At 51.9% G+C, this 17,718-nt stretch carries 18 protein-coding genes and 3 pseudogenes; 11 read left to right on the forward strand and 10 right to left on the reverse strand.

Annotated features, from left to right (window positions below; all coding sequences use genetic code 11):
* Positions 1-75: 75 nt before the first annotated feature.
* A complete protein-coding gene (locus tag CRO19_RS24720; protein ID WP_097098469.1) occupies positions 76-378 on the forward strand; it encodes a hypothetical protein in 303 nt (100 codons plus the stop codon).
* Positions 379-415: 37 nt separating this feature from the next.
* Here the strand turns inward: CRO19_RS24720 and CRO19_RS24725 are convergent, their stop codons facing one another.
* On the reverse strand, positions 416-1,576 hold the full coding sequence (locus CRO19_RS24725; RefSeq protein WP_097098470.1) for a diguanylate phosphodiesterase: 1,161 nt from the start codon (positions 1,574-1,576) through the stop codon (positions 416-418).
* Positions 1,577-1,849: 273 nt separating this feature from the next.
* On the opposite strand from CRO19_RS24725, the gene CRO19_RS24730 reads away from it, so the two are divergent.
* A complete protein-coding gene (locus CRO19_RS24730) occupies positions 1,850-2,110 on the forward strand; it encodes a hypothetical protein (protein ID WP_097098471.1) in 261 nt (86 codons plus the stop codon).
* A 318-nt stretch (positions 2,111-2,428) separates the two neighbouring features.
* On the opposite strand, the gene CRO19_RS24735 is transcribed toward CRO19_RS24730, so the two are convergent.
* From CRO19_RS24735 to CRO19_RS26200, 5 genes and pseudogenes are all read right to left on the reverse strand, one after another.
* Positions 2,429-2,671: a biofilm development regulator YmgB/AriR family protein gene (locus CRO19_RS24735; RefSeq protein ID WP_097098472.1), complete on the reverse strand. Its 243-nt coding sequence runs from the start codon at positions 2,669-2,671 to the stop codon at positions 2,429-2,431.
* Between the two features lie 830 nt (positions 2,672-3,501).
* Entirely contained in the window at positions 3,502-3,765 is a 264-nt protein-coding gene (locus tag CRO19_RS24745) for a biofilm development regulator YmgB/AriR family protein (RefSeq protein ID WP_097098474.1), read from the reverse strand.
* A gap of 231 nt (positions 3,766-3,996) precedes the next feature.
* The gene (locus tag CRO19_RS24750) at positions 3,997-4,305 is read right to left on the reverse strand and encodes a hypothetical protein (protein ID WP_097098475.1); all 309 of its coding nucleotides are present in this window, start codon (positions 4,303-4,305) and stop codon (positions 3,997-3,999) included.
* 1,006 nt (positions 4,306-5,311) lie between these two features.
* A pseudogene (locus tag CRO19_RS24755) lies at positions 5,312-5,766 on the reverse strand (Tn3 family transposase); the annotation flags it as partial.
* Positions 5,682-5,993, reverse strand: a complete 312-nt coding sequence (locus CRO19_RS26200) for a hypothetical protein (protein WP_176519251.1) — start codon at positions 5,991-5,993, stop codon at positions 5,682-5,684. The gene CRO19_RS26200 and the pseudogene CRO19_RS24755, both read right to left, overlap by 85 nt.
* On the opposite strand from CRO19_RS26200, the pseudogene CRO19_RS24760 reads away from it, so the two are divergent.
* Positions 5,984-6,485, forward strand: a pseudogene (locus CRO19_RS24760) (recombinase family protein); the annotation flags it as partial. The gene CRO19_RS26200 and the pseudogene CRO19_RS24760 sit on opposite strands and share 10 nt — an antisense overlap.
* A gap of 21 nt (positions 6,486-6,506) precedes the next feature.
* Here the strand turns inward: CRO19_RS24760 and CRO19_RS24765 are convergent.
* Complete coding sequence (locus tag CRO19_RS24765; RefSeq protein WP_097098476.1) at positions 6,507-7,517, reverse strand: LacI family DNA-binding transcriptional regulator; 1,011 nt, start codon at positions 7,515-7,517, stop codon at positions 6,507-6,509.
* 272 nt (positions 7,518-7,789) lie between these two features.
* On the opposite strand from CRO19_RS24765, the gene CRO19_RS24770 reads away from it, so the two are divergent.
* The 8 genes and pseudogenes from CRO19_RS24770 to CRO19_RS24795 all read left to right on the forward strand — a co-directional run bounded on the left by CRO19_RS24770 (position 7,790) and on the right by CRO19_RS24795 (position 13,545).
* On the forward strand, positions 7,790-8,845 hold the full coding sequence (locus CRO19_RS24770) for an aryl-sulfate sulfotransferase (protein WP_370659838.1): 1,056 nt from the start codon (positions 7,790-7,792) through the stop codon (positions 8,843-8,845).
* A gap of 56 nt (positions 8,846-8,901) precedes the next feature.
* Positions 8,902-10,227, forward strand: coding sequence for a uracil-xanthine permease family protein (locus CRO19_RS24775; protein ID WP_097098478.1), 1,326 nt, complete (start codon positions 8,902-8,904; stop codon positions 10,225-10,227).
* Positions 10,228-10,599: 372 nt separating this feature from the next.
* Positions 10,600-11,758 (forward strand): annotated as a pseudogene (locus CRO19_RS24780) (IS30 family transposase).
* 82 nt (positions 11,759-11,840) lie between these two features.
* Positions 11,841-12,089 (forward strand): Y-family DNA polymerase, encoded by a 249-nt coding sequence (locus CRO19_RS26395; RefSeq protein ID WP_320204561.1) that lies wholly within the window; start codon positions 11,841-11,843, stop codon positions 12,087-12,089.
* 39 nt (positions 12,090-12,128) lie between these two features.
* On the forward strand, positions 12,129-12,767 hold the full coding sequence (locus CRO19_RS26400) for a DinB/UmuC family translesion DNA polymerase (protein ID WP_320204562.1): 639 nt from the start codon (positions 12,129-12,131) through the stop codon (positions 12,765-12,767).
* 7 nt (positions 12,768-12,774) lie between these two features.
* A complete protein-coding gene (locus tag CRO19_RS26405) occupies positions 12,775-12,840 on the forward strand; it encodes a DUF4113 domain-containing protein (RefSeq protein ID WP_320204569.1) in 66 nt (21 codons plus the stop codon).
* A gap of 203 nt (positions 12,841-13,043) precedes the next feature.
* On the forward strand, positions 13,044-13,289 hold the full coding sequence (locus CRO19_RS24790; protein WP_097098516.1) for a type II toxin-antitoxin system Phd/YefM family antitoxin: 246 nt from the start codon (positions 13,044-13,046) through the stop codon (positions 13,287-13,289).
* Positions 13,270-13,545 (forward strand): Txe/YoeB family addiction module toxin, encoded by a 276-nt coding sequence (locus CRO19_RS24795; protein WP_097098479.1) that lies wholly within the window; start codon positions 13,270-13,272, stop codon positions 13,543-13,545. The genes CRO19_RS24790 and CRO19_RS24795 overlap by 20 nt, the downstream gene beginning before the upstream one ends.
* Before the next feature lie 280 nt (positions 13,546-13,825).
* On the opposite strand, the gene CRO19_RS24800 is transcribed toward CRO19_RS24795, so the two are convergent.
* The 3 genes from CRO19_RS24800 to CRO19_RS24810 all read right to left on the reverse strand — a co-directional run bounded on the left by CRO19_RS24800 (position 13,826) and on the right by CRO19_RS24810 (position 17,718).
* Positions 13,826-14,599, reverse strand: coding sequence for a nucleotidyltransferase domain-containing protein (locus tag CRO19_RS24800; RefSeq protein ID WP_097098480.1), 774 nt, complete (start codon positions 14,597-14,599; stop codon positions 13,826-13,828).
* Between the two features lie 464 nt (positions 14,600-15,063).
* Complete coding sequence (locus tag CRO19_RS24805; RefSeq protein ID WP_097098481.1) at positions 15,064-16,092, reverse strand: tyrosine-type recombinase/integrase; 1,029 nt, start codon at positions 16,090-16,092, stop codon at positions 15,064-15,066.
* 750 nt (positions 16,093-16,842) lie between these two features.
* On the reverse strand, positions 16,843-17,718 hold the full coding sequence (locus CRO19_RS24810; RefSeq protein WP_097098482.1) for a RelA/SpoT-related domain-containing protein: 876 nt from the start codon (positions 17,716-17,718) through the stop codon (positions 16,843-16,845).

The following is a 17,718-nucleotide window of genomic DNA, read 5'->3' on the forward strand; positions in this document are numbered from 1 at the left end:
AGAGTCTGCAACCAGCTCTACACTGGGCGGACCAGTGAAAAGAGAACCGGTTTTATAACAATAAAAGGAAAAAAAATGATTTTAAGTGAGTTTATGCTGAAGGTGAACCGCTGGCCTCAGATGCATTTCACAGCAATTGAAAGCGAGCAGCGCGGTGCCGGCGTCGAGATTTACGCCATAGACTGCACAAACCAGACCAAAAGCCGGCTGCTGATTTACCGCACTCCGGACGCGCAGCACGCGGCGGCCATGACGACGCATTTCCGCACCTGGCTTGAAAAGGCCAACCGCGGCAGAACGCTGCGGCAGGAAAAGGCTGAAGCGCCGGCGGCCGTTATTGCCGCGCAGCACCCGCCTCAGCGTGCCGCAGCCTGTTAATCATCCGGGGCCTGCGGGCCCATTTCTGTCCCGTGCCTCAGACGGCTTCCCGTGTCTCCGGCCAGGCGACGGCCGCGCCTTCAGCGGTGAACAGAGCGCCCTGGAAATCAGTGACCCCCGCCGCCTCCAGCCACATCCACTCCTCCGGCTGCTCAATGCCCGCCGCGATCACGTTAATTTCCAGCGCCGAACAGCAGCGCAGCACGGCGTGTACCACCGCCTGACGGGGGCCACTGCGGTGAATATTGCGAACGATTCCGGCACCGATGCGCACGCGATCAGGCTGCACGTGCGCCAGCAGTGACAGTCCGGCTGAGCCGTCACCAAAGTTATCGATGGACAGACTGATGCCGGCCTGCTTCAGCTGACGCACCGCCTGAGAAAACGCTTCCAGCTGAGAGATAATCTCTGTCTCGCTGACGCCCAGAATGATCTGCTGCGGCACCATCCCGGCGCTGTCAATGGCGCTGACGAGCCGGCTGACGGCCTCCGGAACATAAACCAGCGTCATAGGCAGAATGCTGAGGTACAGCATGATGTCGTCAGGGCACGATCTGCCGGCCCTGTTCATCGCCCCGGTGACCGCATCGAGATTATGCTCGTACAGCGCCACGCCGGAGAGCCCTGCCGGCGCGTCATCGGGCAGGGCCTCAAGGGCCGTGACCTCACGGCCGAGCGGATCGACCACCGGGCGGAAGGTGACGCCCGCTGCCGGGGCCGGTGACCCGTTGTCGTCCGGGACGAAGTCCCAGTAGTCGGCGGGCAGGACCTCGAAGTAGTTTTCTTTCTCACGTGCTTCCACGAAGGTTCGCAGGAACTGCAGGCCGCGGTCATCATAGGTCAGACGATATTTAGACGTGCCGCGGTCAAGCACCGCCTGCAGCACGCTGCCGCTGTCGTGATGGCGCAGGTCGAACAGCTCCATGCCGTGGTTGCCAAAGCGGCGCGACGGTGAATAGTCGCGCATCAGCTCAACCACGTTATGGTGGCGCCGGTCGGCGCAGATGCGGCCGTAAATGTCCAGTACGCCTTCCTCCGGTCCCTCCAGAATCTGAAAGAAGTGTGTGCCGTTAAAGAGCAGGATCCCCGTGACCTGATGTCGGGCGTTCAGCAGGCTGGCCTTCTCCACCATTCCCGGCAGAACGCTGACGGGTACCTCATCGGCAAGGTGGCTCCGGTAAATTATTGTTGTAAGCATTTCAGGCTCCGTATTGCCGCAGATTGTCACGGGCACCATAGCAGCCAGCGGCCATTTCTCAAACCGGACCGGCAACAGGTATGATGAGACGCTGAATAAATATCCAGAAAGCCTGAAACGGTAGTTTTTAACGCACAAAGAGCCCTGTGATCAAAATGACTGAAATAAATTATTACGGACTAAGGTTTTTTCAGAACATCCTCCGGACGCTTTCTTCAGCGACGTCTACAGTGTGACGTGAGGCTGTCATCAACGTAAAAGGAGGTAGTAAATTTGTCTATTCAACACGACGGGAAAGGGCACGTCATTATTGGCGAAGCGGCACTTAGCCTGGCGCTGGGCGAAAAGGAAATAAGCGTTCAATCGCTTATTGCCGAGCTTGAGCACATGGTGCAGGCCGGCGACAGCGATAAACGGCTCGCAGAAATATCCGAAGCCAGAAGTTGGCTGAAGAGCTTCCACGAGCCGGAGAAGGCCGTCCGGCGCGTGCCGTACCTGCAGACCCTTGCGGGCCTGAACGACGAGAAGAACTGACGCGATAGGATTTAGTCCGGCTCTGGCCGGAAGACGACGATGAAGATGACCTCAGCGGTCGCGCTCAGGCGTGTACCGGCCCGAGAACCTGTCCGGGACGACACTCTCCGATAGTTATGTGCACAAACCGACACAGAGATTAAATCCACCGCATTATATTTGGGCACACGGAGGCTGTTCTGAACGAAAGCAGATCGCGTATATGGCAGCTCCCGGACCCTGCCTTCAGCTGGCATCGCGCGTGTCAGACCGCGTTGCAGCGCATGAAAGTACTGGCCTGCATCTGCCGGCTGTGCGTGGCCGGCAGCAAGACCGCCTTCAGATGCCCGGATCGTCTGGCGTATACCCCACGACCAGCTCAAGAAGTACACGCAACGTATTCTGCCTCACACCGTCCTTTTCATCCGTAATTTTTCTCATAATCTGCATTATGATGGTTTTGTTACTTACCGGTACTCCATCAGCGAGAAGGTCGTCCAGCGTCTCCTTCTGTGACTCAAAGCGGCTGCCGCTGCCCAGCAGGCAGTCCTGAATGTGCGCAACCGAATTCGTATTTCTCATGCTGTAAAGGCCCCTGGCTGAATGTGTGTGCGACAGGAGATGGAAAAGAGGTTTACCGGCGTGCCCCGGCTCTGAATTCCCCGTCTGTTAAGTCAAGTATATGGCAGTAAACGAGGCGCGGAGCGAAGAGCGTAAGTTTCGGAAAAAGCGGGGGAGGGTGGGCAATCAATGCAGGGGGGGGAGAATTTATGCTGATGCGACGACGGGCTGAAGGGTCGTTGCCGCCCGTTGTGATGATCTTACGTCATTGTTCCCCCCTTTCAGGTAGATGAAATTAACCTCAGGGGGGCCGGGACTGGCGATCGTGATATACACGAAAATATTTTTTCTTTAACGATTTTATCCGCAGTCACTCGTTCACCAGGCGGGGAAAATCCTGACTGCACTCCTCTACAATGATGCCTGATGACGCCACGCCCCTGCCGGGCGAGGTACCCGAGCCCGGTCACGAGTACGAGGTGCTGGGCGGCGAAAGAGATATACCGCCCGACGGGGCCGCCACCCCGCTGATTTAAGCGCCTCCGGGCGTTTTTTTTTCGTACATATTTATGCGCACCGCTTACCGCGATACACTGTATATATCCCCAATAAGCGGAGCGTATCTGAAAAACGAAAGTGAAATACAGTACCTGATGCACGAAGCCATCGGGCTGGCCATCAGGCAAATACTGCGCCGAGGCGAATCAGTGAACCCGCACGAGCTCATCGGTACACTGTGGTGCCTGAAGGAGTCCAGCGCCAGTATGACCATGCGCGAGGCCTGCAACCGGGCTATCCGCCTCTTTGCAGGAAAACTGAACTGACGAATAGACTTGACCGGAGTTTCAGCCTCACAAAGCCTGACCGCCGGCATCGTCCGGCGTGTGGGTCACGATCAGCTCCAGCACGTCGCGCAGCACCGTTTGCCTCTGCGCGTCCTGCTCCTGCTCGAGCTCACTAATGACGTGAATAATGAGCGTTTTTTTGGTCAGCTGACCGCCCAAGGCCAGAATTGCCTTGATAGCTGCTTCAAGCTCATTACGCTCTGCCGTCAGCGTCTCGCCCAGGTTCTGCAGGCGGGCGCGAATGGCGGATACTGAATTTGTGTTTTTCATGCTGTGAAGGTCCCTGCCGGAACAACCTGAGCGGATGGCGGCGCTGGAAATGATTTCGTGATTTTATTATGTCGCTGGTTGAACAGCTTCCGCAGCGCATGCCTGACGTCAGTATCATTATAGGAAAGGGGAAGGTGAATATCGTTTCCTTGGCCTGACTATATTTATTTGATTCAGGTTTTCGTTCAAAGAACAGAGCGGGCACCCGTCGCCCGCGCTGGCGGAATGTGATTATCTCATTTCATCGTCTTCATCAGCCTGCAGACGGATGGCCGCCTCGCTGCCTCCACTGTGGTCGCCTGTACCAGAAAGCATCCAGCTCTTTGTCATGCCACCGCCGGCGCCCAGGGTACGCAAGCCACGCAGCCAGTCAATGGCAGCGCTGATGCGGGCAATGTGACTGCTGAGCTCTTCATCTCTCAACATCATGTTAAGCTCCGTCAGGAGCGAATCGACGGTTATTTCCTGTTCACGCACGGCAAGATTGACTGCTGCTTCACCAATAACTGCGTGACCGGTCATGTCTTCGCTGTACAACACGTTACACCTCGCTTAATTAACGAATGAGAATGAAGTTAACCACTCCTTAATTATATCAAGTTGGGTGTGAATTTTTAAATTAATCTATCGTTATGGCCTATAGGTGAAGAAGGGTAAATATAATGAACCTTTTTAGTAAATTATAAATATCTGACGCGGCACTGGTTTTAAAATAATTTAAATTTATCTACCCGCAATATGGTTTTCGGGTACGTTAACTCCTGATGACTCCAAATCTGACAGTTTAAAGAAATATTTTAAAAGAGGTGACAGAGGCATGCTGCCGGAATCAGGCTCACAGAAGGAGCATGTCATGCTTATAGTACGAGCCAGACGGCGTAGGTGGCAGGCGGTTGTCCACCGTGCAGGCCGACTTGCACAGAATAATAAATACACCAGAGAATTCCGGTTTCGTCTTAAAGCGAAGCTTGTCTGCAGAAAAGACCTCCGTCACCCCTTCTGATTCATGCCGGAATAAAATTCATGATTTACACGAATATGTGTCCAAGGACGTATGCCAGATGCAACAGCACGATGATTTACCCACCGCTCAGACTGTGAAATATTTCCGTTCTGACTACTGTGAGCGGCAACCGGCATTGTATTCCTTGCGTCCACTTTTAGGGGATATTTTCGTAAGAACATGGCTTTAGAATAATCACTTATACGGTCCGAAATTTTGCGATATTGACCGTTATATAAACTTTAACGCCATTCACAAGCAGGCGCGGAATTTGCCTGTCCCTTTCAATAGCTTTTCCGCCGGAAATTCAACTGATGTTCAGATGAACGTCGCGGCTGAACGGAGCGGGCCAGTCAATGCATGACTAATGGAATGAATAAGTCAGTCTTTTAAATATTAGATAAGAGCGCTCGCTCTGGAATATAAAAAACAGCTGGCACTGGGTTAATGTCCGTCTTTCGCTCATAGGGAACCTTAAAGCATCAAGAATTTCTGTAGATTTTCCATTCCGCATAAATAGTGTTCTATAACACGACGGCGTTGGTGACTAGCTAGCCCCAATGCGCCCAGTTGATCTTCCTGACCATCAGTATATCGCCTTCTAATCTCACCTTTCTGACCGTGACAGATAGTTCTGGTAATGGCATGGCGGCTTTCTCCCCGGTTAAGTTGGGTCAGGATGCGCCTGCAGTAATCTTCATCATCAATATAATTAAGCAGATACAGCGTTTTGTTAATGCGTCCCACTTCAATGATTGCCTGGGGCAGTCCGGAGAGACGTTCACTTTCAGTAATGAACGGACCAAGAGCTAAGCCTGTACCTTGCCCAGCTTCAGGGAGCCTGTGACCCGGATCATTTCGTCCCATTGAAAGGCTATTTTTCGGGGATGTGACTGCCCTCTGGCAATATCATTCAGCACGTCATAATCGGCGCCATTGTCCATGCGCCAGAAAACCAAAGCACCGGCATCAGCCAGCCGCGTGGAAAACTGGTATCCCGTCGTCTCAGGCTGTCCTGCAGTTGCCTGAGAAAGCACAGCGTGTATCCCCGGCGGGTGATATGTTTTTCTTTATTAATCACCAGTCGTTTCCATGGCTGGCTGATGAATTCCGTTGGTGTGTCGTCAAAATACTGTCGTCGTGAGCTGAACTCGCAGCTGAGGTAATCGCAGGCAGCCAGGGTGGTGCTCTTGGCGGGAGCTGCTGAAAATTTGACGGTATTCAAGGGATGCTGGCATCAAAGCCAACCGCATTTTTACCGACAAGGCATACGGCAGTCATACAGATCGTCAAGGGTTTGATTTGCGGTGCATGGAGGTGGAGGAAGGTGATGCCATTCTGGTGAAGCAACTCGACCGCCTTGGCCGCGATACTGCCGATATGATTCAGCTGATTAAAGCGTTCGATGCTCAGGACGTGGCTGTCCGGTTTTTTGACGCCGGGATCAGCACCGATGGTGAAATGGGGCAAATGGTAGTCACAATCCTCTCAGCAGTAGCCCAGGCTGAACGCAGAAGAATTCTGGAGCGCACAAACAAGGTTAGACAGGAAGCTAAGCTTAAAGGAATCAAATTTGGCCGCAGGCGTTCTGTAGACAGGACCACTGTACTGGCGCTTCACCAGAAGGGTGCAGGCGCAACAGAGATAGCCCGGCAGCTAAGTATAAGCCCGCTCAACGGTTTATAAAATTCTGGAAGATTTCTTTGATGTTGCTTAATCATGTCTCTTATCCGAAGCATTATGACGCTCTGCTTGAGGCTCTGACCACCAGTTCTGGCATTTGCCCGCAGCTGCCGACCACGTTATGTCCGGCCAGGACTTCAAACAGTAGCATGATGGCCTGACGGGCGATCTCATCAAGGTGCATGTTCACCGCCGTCAGCGGCGGCAAAGATTCCCTGGCGCGAATACCGTCATAACGGGTGGCTAAGCGCATCTGCTGCGGCATGGCGATCGCCGCATTTTGAAAAGCGCGCACGCAGCCGCTGGCAAAGGTATCAACCAGTACCAGGACTCCATTGACTTTGGGATGTTCCTGCAACATCTGACGCGCTGCCCGATAGCCTGCAGTTTCCCCTTCATGCTCATCAAGGTAATAGATCACCGGCTCCTGCCGCTCCTCACACCAGAGGCGATAAGCTGCCTCCGTTTCCTGCGCGGAAGTCCGCGGCGTATGCCCGACAAAGAGCGCGCAACAATCGGCGCCTTCTGTCTGCAGGTGGGTCAGCAATAGTTTGGCCGTCGCTTCCGAGTGCAGATCCACCCACGGTACCGGTGTCGGTGTTCCCGGCGTACGGCCAATAGTGATGCATGGGATCCCCGCCTGTTGCAGAGCCTGCAGTTGCGGATCGTTTTCGGTGGGTTCAAGCAGAATGGCGGCATCAAAGGTCACCATGTCCAGCGGGTTCTTTCCGGGCGGGACCAGGATCAGCGCATGCTGCTTCTCCAGAGCCATAATCGCCGCCGTAAGCGCGACCTCCATCATAAATCCCAGCTTCGATGCTCCGGAGGCGATGGTCAGCGGCAAGGAAGAAAGAAGCGCAATAGTGTTGGTTTTCCCGGTACGCAGCTGGCGGGCGCGAATATTAGGCGTGTAGTTCAGCGCCTGAATCGCCTCTTCGATGCGTTGCCGGGTCTCAGGTTCGACAAAACGGGTGTGATGTAACGCATTAGACACGGTGCCAGGCGATACGCTGGCAAGGCGTGCAACATCAATGAGTCTGGCGCGTTTTTTACCTTGAGCAGTCATCTGGCTGACGTTCCCTCCCTAAAGTTTACGATCGAGGGTAGCACATTTCCGAGTTAGGAATTTCGGCACTATTCCATAACAAAATCATATTAAAAAAGCGCCCGTTTTCCGTAGCTCTCTGGCGAGTATTCCTATCTAATGATGCTTCATTAAAACGTTTTAATGGCGCATTTTGCCAAAAAATAATCGTTTCAGGAGGCTATGTGGCAAATTTATCTGAGGATCCTGCATTCACCCTCGGGCGTCGTCCGAGCGGGCTGACCTTCTCCGATATGGAGAAAAGCTTTGGCGGCTATACGCTCTTCGCCCCTCAAACTGCCGAAGGCCGGGTATATCTGGTTGATGAGTTTGGAAGAGTTGTGCACCAGTGGCAGCTCCCGGTTCGTACCGGACGCGATGCCGTGCTGCTGCCTAACGGTAACCTCGGCTATAACGGTAGCCACAGCACGTCGGCCAACCTTTATCCGGCCTGGGATCTCTGGCACGGTGGCGATTTTTATGAAGTCAATCCGGATAACGAAGTGGTCTGGCATTATGAGGATATCTTCCATCACCACGACGCGCAGTGGCTGGAGAACGGTAATCTGTTGTATACCGCGGCGGCGCCACTGCCGACAGAAATTTCCGCTCGGGTTACCGGCGGCGATCCGCGCCGCGATGCCCCGGACGGCGTCATACAGAGTGATGTCGTCAAAGAGGTCAATCGCGACGGTGAAGTGGTATGGGAATGGCGCGCCTGGGAGCACCTGGCCCCGGAAGATTTTAAGGTTCATGAGATCTTCGACCGCCGCCACTGGCCGATGATCAACGGTCTGTCGGTCACCCGCGACGGCCTAGTGCTGATGAGCCTGCGTACCACCTCCGGGGTGATTGCCGTCAATAAAGAGAACGGCAGCGTGGTCTGGCACGTGGGGCCCGATGTCGTCGCCCAACAGCACACCCCGATTGAGATGGAAAATGGTTCGATTCTGGTGTTCGATAACGGTAACCTGCGCCCCGGCGTGACCTCGCCACACTCCACGGTGCTGGAGTTCGACCCGCACACCCAGGCTATTCGCTGGCAATATCGCGATATTTTCCCGCCGGCCTTTTTCTCACCCTATATGGGCAGCGCTCAGCGCCTGGCCAACGGCAATACCTTTATCTGCGAATCCGCTTTCGGCCGCCTGTTTGAAGTTACTCCGCAGGGGGAAACGGTATGGGAATACATTATTCCTTACTTCAATGAATACCCGGAGCATCTTAGTAAGGGGATCATCCCCGGTAAGCATAATAGCGCCTTTCGCGCGCATCGCTACTCGGCCGATGCGCTACCGTGGCTTAAATAATCGCTCTTCGCCGGCGCGGGTCGGCGGGGATGTTCTCACGTCTTTGGGAGGAATTTATGCCGTATTATGACTCCGCCGTGCCGGAAAGCGAAGCCTTGCCCTGGCAAACTAAGCTGCTGCTGGCCCTTCAGCATGTGCTGGTTGTGGCCGCTACGCCGATCACCGCCGTTTTTCTTATTGCCCAGGCGCTTCACTTCAGCGATGGCGTCACCACATCGCTGCTAAGCGCCACCTTTTTGATGTGCGGGCTGGGGGCCATCCTGCAAAGCCTCGGTATCGGCAGTTTCGGCGCGCGCCTGCCGTTTATTATGGTTCCGGGTGGCGCGCCTATCGCGATCTTCATCGCTATCGCTTTACAGACAAATATACAGACGGCAATTGGCGCGGTGATCTTAACATCGCTGTTTTATTTTATTGCCCTACCCGTTTTTCGCCGTTTTCTGCACCACCTCCCGCCGTTTATTATCGGGATTATGCTGCTGCTGGTCTCCATCAACCTGATTCGTCTGTATGGCGGGCTCATTATTGGTCAGCCGGGCAGTAGCCACTTTGCACAGCCCACGAACATTATTCTGGCACTGGTCACCATCCTGATTACGCTGATCTTCGCCCTGGCGTTCAGCGGCATCCTGCGTCAGCTGTCGGTCATGTTTGGCCTGCTGGCGGGCACACTGCTTGCTATGCTGCTGGGCAGCGCCGATTTTAGCGGCGTCAGCCACGGGCCGCTGTTCAGCCTGCCGCAGCTGTTTCCGTTCGGCTGGCCAATCTTCAATCTGTCAGCGTCTCTGCCGATGTTAATTTATGCGGTGATTTCTATGGCTGAAGCAACCGGGCAAACGATTGCCACCGCAGAGATTGTCAAATCGACACAAAACGTCCGTCAGGCCATTCCCCGCACCATCCGCGGCGACGCCGTTATCTCGCTGCTGGGCGGCATTTTCGGTACCTCGTTGATCATAACCTCCGGCGAGAATATCGGCGTGGTTAGGACCACTAACGTCAAATCACGCCACGTCACGGCGATTGCCGGATTGCTGTTAATACTGATTGCGTTATTCTCTCCGCTGGTGCGCCTTGCCACCTGTCTGCCCGGTCCGGTGGTCTGCGGGACGGCAGTGATTGTCTTCAGTATCATCGGGGTCATCGGCATCGATATGATCGCCCGTGAGCCGCTGCACAAGCCGGGGAAGACCTATGCCTTGGCCACTGGTCTGGCGATGGGGATGTTGCCGATCCTCGTGCCTGGCTTGTACCAGAATTTCCCTGTCGCAGTGCAGATGGTGCTGGGTAACGGCATGGCGGCGGGTACCCTCACCGCGATCGTCGTCAACTCATTATTCCTGATGAGCGAAAAGCGGGCCGCCGTGCGACTAAAAGGCTGAAACGTTACGCCGCTTTGACCCGTTACAGAAGCAGTGGCACCAGTTGAACGTCAGTACAAAACTCGCCAGCAAGCGGGACTAGGCGTGTGTTTTTACGCCGGAACAGCCGGAATTCCGTGACTACAGTTTCAGGCTGGCAACCAGTGCATCCAGGTCAATAATTTCATCGCTGCTCTGGAAGGTATAATGCCCCTGCAAAGGGGGCTGAAGCCCTTATAGTGAGTTTTCGTTCCACTGAGCGTCAGACCCCTAACTGAGCCCAGGCAATTTCTGTAGCAGAACATCTAACAAAACACGACAGCTCAGATACTCAGCGACCTGATAAAGCCCTGTTGTCCGTTAACGCTATTCTTAAACGAGGAGGACGTTGCCATGAAACGAAGAACGCGCATTAACTACACGTCGGAACAGAAAGCGATTATTAGGGCAGATATAAACAAGGTGATTCCCTGCATGACATCGCCAGAATGTTCGACAGATATCACTCTTCTGATAGGCCCATCATCCATCAAACTGAGGGATAGCGCCCCCCCACCCGAAAACGGCACCGGCTGTCTCTTTCGCCTGACGAAAGGGAAGATATATCCAGAGGACTGGTAGCAAAAATCAGCATCAGGGAGATCGCCAGAAAATTATCAAGAGCGCCCTCGACTATTAGCCGCGAGATCCATAGACACGGAGGTTTAAAAACAATATCGTGCAGCACATACTGACAAAACAGCATGGGATAATGCCTTGCGGCCTAAACCCTGTAAGTTAATAGAATGCCCCACATTATGTATAGTCATTGCAGAGAAAGTGCATCAGGGCTGGACGCCAGAACAAATCGCCGGTTGGCTGAAACGCTTTTATCCCGATAACCAGGAAATGCATGTGTCACACGAAACAATTTATAAAACGCTTTTTATACAAACCCGGGGAGCTTTAAAAAAGAGCTGAAGCAGTGCCTCAGAAGCGGAAGAACAGTACGTAAATCCAGAACGACATCGCTTAAAAGGAAGGGATTTGGCTCATTCCCGGATGCGATACCCTTCAGCGAAAGGCCACCTGTAGCCACAGACAGAGCCATACCATGTCACTGGGAGGGAGAACTGATACAGGGTTCTAAAAACTCTTATATTGTCAAGATGGTAGAACGCCATTCCCGCTTTGTTATGCTGGCCAAAATCAGGGACAACAAGACCATAACCATTATATCTGTACTCATCAGGCCAGCCCGGGAATTACCTGTTGAGCTCTATAAAACATTAACATGGGACCGGGGCGCAGAAATGACCAGCCACACCCGGTTTACTGTAGCCCAGATATTCAGGTTTACTTCTGCGATCCTCAATCCCCCTGGCAACGCGGCTCCAATGAAAATACAAACAGATTTCTCAGGCAGTATTTTCCAAAAGGAACTGACTTATCGGTTCACAGCCAGCAAAGACTAAACAGTGTTGCCAGACAGCTCAACGAGAGGCCAAGAAAAACGCTAGACTATGAATCACCCGTAGAGGATTTTAACCAATGTGTTGCATCCATCGGTTGAACTCACAGTTCATAGCTGACCTTAAAGCACCAATAATTTCTGTAGATTTTCCTTCCACATAAATGGCGACATGTCGGCACGCATGATGGCTATTCTGGGCGAAATGGCAGCCGGTCAGGAGGTGTATTCAATAGATGAAAGCTTTCTGGACGTCACCGGCATTGGCAGCCTTTTTCCCCTTGATAAGTTCGGGCAGCAGATGCGCACGCGCATCAGAAGGGAAACAGGACTGACCATTGGCGTGGGGTTTGGACCGACCAAAACACTGGCCAAGCTCGCTAACTATACGGCGAAGAAGTGGACGCAGACAAACGGCGTGGTGGACCTGTAAGAGAGAAGTCGCCAGCGTAAACTGCTACAGCTGATCGACGTGAGTGATATCTGGGGAATTGGACGACGCATTAGCGTTCGCCTTAACCATCTTGGCATCACCACGGCACTGCAACTGGCGGATAGTAACGTCAGCATGATAGGAAAGAACTTTGACGTTATCGTTGAGCGCACAATGCGTGAACTCAACGGTGAGTCCTGCCTGGCGCTTGAGGATGCGCCTCCGCCTAAGCAACAGATAGTTAACTCGCGCTCCTTCGGGCAGCGCATCACCCGACTTGAGGATATGCAGCAGGCGGTGGTGCTCTATGCCACTCGTGCGGCGGAAAAGCTCAGGGAGCAGCAGTCACGCTGCCGGCACATCAGCGTATCGATCGCTACCGGGCGTCACGATAATGAGCCGCAGTATTCAAATACGGCCTCCCGCATCTGCGATTATCCGACGAACGACACGCGTGACATTATCGCGTCAGCGCTTGGTGGACTGAGCACAATCTGGCGGGAAGGCTACCGGTATGCAAAAGCTGGCGTCATGCTGGGCGATTTCTATCAATCGGGCGTGGCGCAATATTACATGTTCAGCGAGCAGCCGCCGCGTGCAAACGCAGATGCGCTGATGTCGGCGTTGGACAGGATAAACCGCTCCGGCCTTTGCGGGACAGGGCGCGCGGGACAGTAGTTGGCAGATGAAAAGAGAAATACTGTCACCGCGTTATACGACGCGACTGAGTGATATTCCTCTAATCAAATAAAACACTCCTGGAAGACCGGCTTTGTAAAGACATATAGTTTTCATTCCGGTGCCCAGATGTAAAATTTTACACAAAGCCTTATTTAACCGTCCTGCAGGGCTCTGCGTGTTGTCTTAACCCTGATATGAAATCGTGACAATTTAAAATTGTACTTATTTGAGTACATGTTTCATAATGGTCATCAACTGATGGGGGTTAATAACATGCATTCAATCAATTTTACCGATGCACGCAAACATTTCGCAGATACGATGAAGCGTGTCACCGACGACGCCGAGCCTGTCCGCATTATGCGCCGCGACGCACCTGATGTTGTGATAATCGATGCGGGAGAGTATGAGGCACTGATGGAAACAGTGTATCTGTTCAGCAACCCGGCGAACGCAGCGCATATTAATGAGTCAATGAAACAGGCGGAGCGCGGCGAGTTTGTCGAAGTGGAATATTAAGTTCACGAAAAATGGCGCTGACGACCTTAATTACTGGCGTGATACAGACAAAAAGAAGTTTGAACGCGTCCGGCAGTTGCTTCACAGCATAGAGGCCGATCCGCTGACCGGCATTGGAAAACCTGAACGGTTACGGCATCACAAAGATCCGGCCCTCTATTCGCGCCGCATCGATCAGAGCCACCGGATGATCTACTCAATTCAGAACGGAGAGATCATTATCTATGCAGCCCGCTATCACTACGGCGATAAATAGTGATAGCCAGTCAGCCCACCCTTGCGGGCTTTTTTCATGTCCGGCGGGATGCAGATATAACATCTGTGGACCGTTCAGCCTGAAAAAATGAGATATCTCTGGCGGATAATGTATCCGCTGTCACGACACATGCCGGATGGGCGCGTCAGAACGCCATAAACGTTCCATCATGCGATGTCGCTGTTATTTTCTGAATCCTATGCCTCGCGCTAAGCATCCGGAATGTATCACGATGCTGAAGTAATGGTGTCTGCACAAGCCTCTGCCGGCTTATGCGCGATTACCGGTTACGCGTGCTGAACTCGGCATTCAGCCAGTAGGAAAATGTAGAGACTCTACCAGCAAAAGTCATGATGTCGCCGCGTGGGCGGTGACTGATGCTGAGCAGGTAATCCATTTCTTCCGCGAGGGCCGGATACCGGTCATTAAATTTTTCACGATGCTCCTCCAGCGTTGACGGCCAGTCCGTATCTCTTTCATCTCTCAGAATGTTTGTCGCCCTGATAGCTTTGCGTGCCGCCGCCCGCTGGAGCGCATGCCGCTGTGAAGGCGCAAGGGAGGGCTTCATCCGTGAAATATAGTCGTTCAGCACAGTATGAAAATCACCGTTAACAGCAATCGCGATACTCCTTGAGGGTCTGAAAGGTTTGAAGCGATCACGCAGATCTTCACCATAAATGCAGATGCAGTGATGTTTCAGCCAGTAGCCCCAGCGCTCTGCGCTGGCAGGCTGCATAACGGTATCCAGAACGCCTGGATCAATATCAATCTTACTGATGACCGGATGCTGCTGCTCAAGACAGGACACAATTGCCATAAGTTCACTCGTCGCGAGTTCATCCGGCTCACGTCTGAATATCACCGTCAGGTCGAGGTCAGAAACCGACTCTTTTGCTCTGCCTTCAGCCAGGCTGCCATAAACATAAACACTGTGGATCAGTTCGGGCATCACGGCCCCCAGTTTCTGCACTACGTCAGCGATTAGCGGCGAAAATGCCGGCTGAAAGCCGCTGAAGGCAGGCAAAGGGATGAAACCGGTTTTATCGATGGCCATATGTTTTCCTTCGCATCATGCATGATTCATTCAGGTTAATTCAGGCAGCCGCACAAAACACCTACGTTAGCAGCAGCAGGGGCATTCTCCCGTTCAGATTCGCAGCACACAGACCCTGCGCAGATATGCGGATCCTTACCCCTATAAAAAAGTACAGCTCTCGCCGCGGATGTTGATTAAAAGCCAGAGTAAATAATGCACCAGCTTAATGACTTACCAACAGGAGGTATGCTGTGAATAAATGACTGTCATTTACAACTCATTGTAATTAAATTATTTTTCTGACAGAAAAGGGCCAGCTGCAACGGAGGTAACTATGGTGAGGTCTGAGCCCGGAGATGCCAGGAGGAGTGGGGAGCCGGCCTCAGGGGAAAATATTTTTAATAAGCAATTTGCCATGAAAATCCTTTTGACAAGCGGTGGCCATACCGGGGAATTTCTTAACAGGCGCCCAGCAGGCCAGACTAATCATCATCTTCCATCAGCGCCACCATAGCACCTTTATGCGCCTCAACCATGCGGATATACCGCATCACCGTCTGGGTCTGCGTCCAGGTGCCTTCCTGCATGATCTGCGCGATGGATACGCCTTTTCTGGCCATATCCTGCGCGGCGCCGACGCGCGCGCTGTGGCCGCTCCAGCTGGCGTAACGCCCCTTATTGGTTTCCTGGCGGGACGTCTGGCCAGCATACCGCCTTGCCCGGCGCCAGATGTCTTCCAGGCTTGGCGCACTCATGGGCACGGTCGTGACACCGTTAACCTTATTTGACCGGTGAACGGGGCAGAACAGGACAGCATCGGGCTCGTCCGCTAGGCCCGCCGCGCGGATCCACGTCAAAAGCCGTCCTGAAGAGCGCGTGCTCAGAGCCTTGACGATGCCGCCGGACTGCAGGATGGTTTTGGTCCAGCCCACGTCAAGAATAACGCGCCCGTCGGTCGCGCGCGTGACGTCACGCACCCGCAGGCGTGATAGCTCGCTCATCCGCAGGAGAGTGCCGTACGCCACGTGAACGAAAGCCAGATCCCGCAGGTGCTGTAGTCGGGGCGATTGCTGCCACAGCGCGTCCAGACGGTCGAGATCCGGACGGCAGAAGGGCACAGCCTGTCCCGTACGCTCGCCGGACATGATGGCGGTGCGGTTAATTTTTTTTCTGGCGCGCACCACGTCGGGTGATACCGTCGGAGGGATCAGGCCCGCGTTACGGTGTAACATTGCGATCAGCGCGGCGTGAACCGAAACGGTTGACGTTGCACGGCCGGCGGCCTGCAGGTGGAAAAGGTAGTCCTGCAAATCCTCAGGCGACATGGGCAGGAACGAACGCCGGTTTTCCTGCGACCAGCGCCAGCAGATCCGCATGACGCTCAGCAGCTGGCGCCACGTATTGGGTGAAAAAGCCTCGCGGTGGCGGACGAAAGCCGCCAGCCTTCCGGTCAGGTCATCATCCGGCGCCGCTCCTGGGATGAGGTCGGTAAAAACGGAGAGATCTTTCATCCTGTTCAGTTTTCCCCCATTTACGCTCTGGCGACGCTACGTGAATTCTGTGAAAACAGCCGGGCGGTTACCCGCCAGATTTCACGTAACGCTGCCGTTTTTTTAAGCTGCCGGTATATAGCACCGTCGGCCGCTTTCATGCCCGGAAACGGTCTATATAAACGACCTCATTGATAAGGATTTGGCCCGGAACCGCATGATACAGCTTTTCCGGCCCCCTGTCTGGACTTATATAAAGATAATTATATAAGGTTAGAGGTAAGAGCGAGCGTTCGATTTGGAGGATAGGTATCGAGCCGTGAGGGTTCGTATGACTCCCATTATATGAAGTTAGGTTAGTGTGTGATTTACAATCAATATTTTGAGATGAAGCATTAGACTATGACAGGATGAAGCATTATAAACATAATTATTTGAAGTTAAGTATATACCAAAAACGTAATTTGTAGCAGAGTGAGGATTTGCAAAGGGTAGACTGCTTGAATCTAAGATATTTAGATTTAGGATTGATTAATCTGAGAAGGGAAAATTAATGATCTCAAGAATGTTTATTAAATAAAGGGTAAAATCATAGGCTAAAATTTTCTTGATCAAGGCCCATTCTAAAAGAAAATAGAGGCCATGCAATAAAAAGTGGCAAACACAAATCAAATAGCTTCGAAAATTAATCGCTAAAAACTATAATAAAACCAATAAAAATATAGGAAAGAGAGAGCAAGTGGCCCTCTCCACATGCCTTAATGTAAAAGGTTAATCCAGCATAAATTCTTCACTAAAAACACCTGGAGTTAATCCATTTAAACCTTCGTTTTTTATAAAAAACAAGTTACTAAAATAAACAAGATTATTTACATTTAAGGGTAGTGTATAACCTTTCTCAGACATTTTATTAATTAATGTCTTTCTAGGTATTCTGTAAATTTCTTTGGCAATATTTATGTTAGCATCGAAGTAGTTTATTATATCAGAATGCAATTCTTGCGCAGTGAGTCGCAATCTAAACTTCTGTCTGAGCATGCTGTTCCAATTGTGATTTTTATAATGCTTATAAGCTAGCTCATCGAATATTTTTATCATAGTCCATTCAGATGTTTCTAATGTAGCGTAAATACCATTTAGTTTCCTGCTTTCAACATCATTTCCTACCCAGTCAAGCTTCGCTTTATATCTAAGGTCATGTTCTACCTCGTGCCATCCTTCAGACAAGATAGATCTTATCTGTAATTCGAAAGTAGAATCAATTAAGTTTGAAGCTGAAGAGAAATTACGCTCTCGATTTAGTAATACATCTGGGAGTTCATATATGATATTGTAACGAACCGCAGAAAATTCGGCGGCTTTCATTATATCAATACTATGATCCTTTTCTCTTTCGATGAAAATTTCATTCAAAATACTATGAACTAACTCGATATCATCGTTAAAGTATAATGCAATTCTTACTCCAAGGGCATCTTGAATTTTATGTGTTATACCGTACTTAGGGTTTTCTAACTTTTTATTTAAAGACAGAGTGTCTTTATTTCTAGCAAACAACCGAAACATTATCCCTAAGTTGTTCAGTTTCGACGATATAAGCTCTTCAATATCAATCCTTAATGTGTCGCTAAAACTAAAGTTATTCAT

This window comes from Candidatus Pantoea floridensis (assembly GCF_900215435.1).
GTDB lineage: Bacteria > Pseudomonadota > Gammaproteobacteria > Enterobacterales > Enterobacteriaceae > Pantoea > Pantoea floridensis.

Coding starts and splice junctions, on each gene's coding strand:
- CRO19_RS24720 (WP_097098469.1), top strand. CDS start 76: ATGATTTTAAGTGAGTTTATGCTGAAGGTGAACCGCTGGCCTCAGATG.
- CRO19_RS24725 (WP_097098470.1), bottom strand. CDS start 1,576: ATGCTTACAACAATAATTTACCGGAGCCACCTTGCCGATGAGGTACCC.
- CRO19_RS24735 (WP_097098472.1), bottom strand. CDS start 2,671: ATGAGAAATACGAATTCGGTTGCGCACATTCAGGACTGCCTGCTGGGC.
- CRO19_RS24745 (WP_097098474.1), bottom strand. CDS start 3,765: ATGAAAAACACAAATTCAGTATCCGCCATTCGCGCCCGCCTGCAGAAC.
- CRO19_RS24765 (WP_097098476.1), bottom strand. CDS start 7,517: ATGACTGCTCAAGGTAAAAAACGCGCCAGACTCATTGATGTTGCACGC.
- CRO19_RS24770 (WP_370659838.1), top strand. CDS start 7,790: ATGGAGAAAAGCTTTGGCGGCTATACGCTCTTCGCCCCTCAAACTGCC.
- CRO19_RS24775 (WP_097098478.1), top strand. CDS start 8,902: ATGCCGTATTATGACTCCGCCGTGCCGGAAAGCGAAGCCTTGCCCTGG.
- CRO19_RS26395 (WP_320204561.1), top strand. CDS start 11,841: ATGATGGCTATTCTGGGCGAAATGGCAGCCGGTCAGGAGGTGTATTCA.
- CRO19_RS24790 (WP_097098516.1), top strand. CDS start 13,044: ATGCATTCAATCAATTTTACCGATGCACGCAAACATTTCGCAGATACG.
- CRO19_RS24800 (WP_097098480.1), bottom strand. CDS start 14,599: ATGGCCATCGATAAAACCGGTTTCATCCCTTTGCCTGCCTTCAGCGGC.
- CRO19_RS24805 (WP_097098481.1), bottom strand. CDS start 16,092: ATGAAAGATCTCTCCGTTTTTACCGACCTCATCCCAGGAGCGGCGCCG.
- CRO19_RS24810 (WP_097098482.1), bottom strand. CDS start 17,718: ATGAATAACTTTAGTTTTAGCGACACATTAAGGATTGATATTGAAGAG.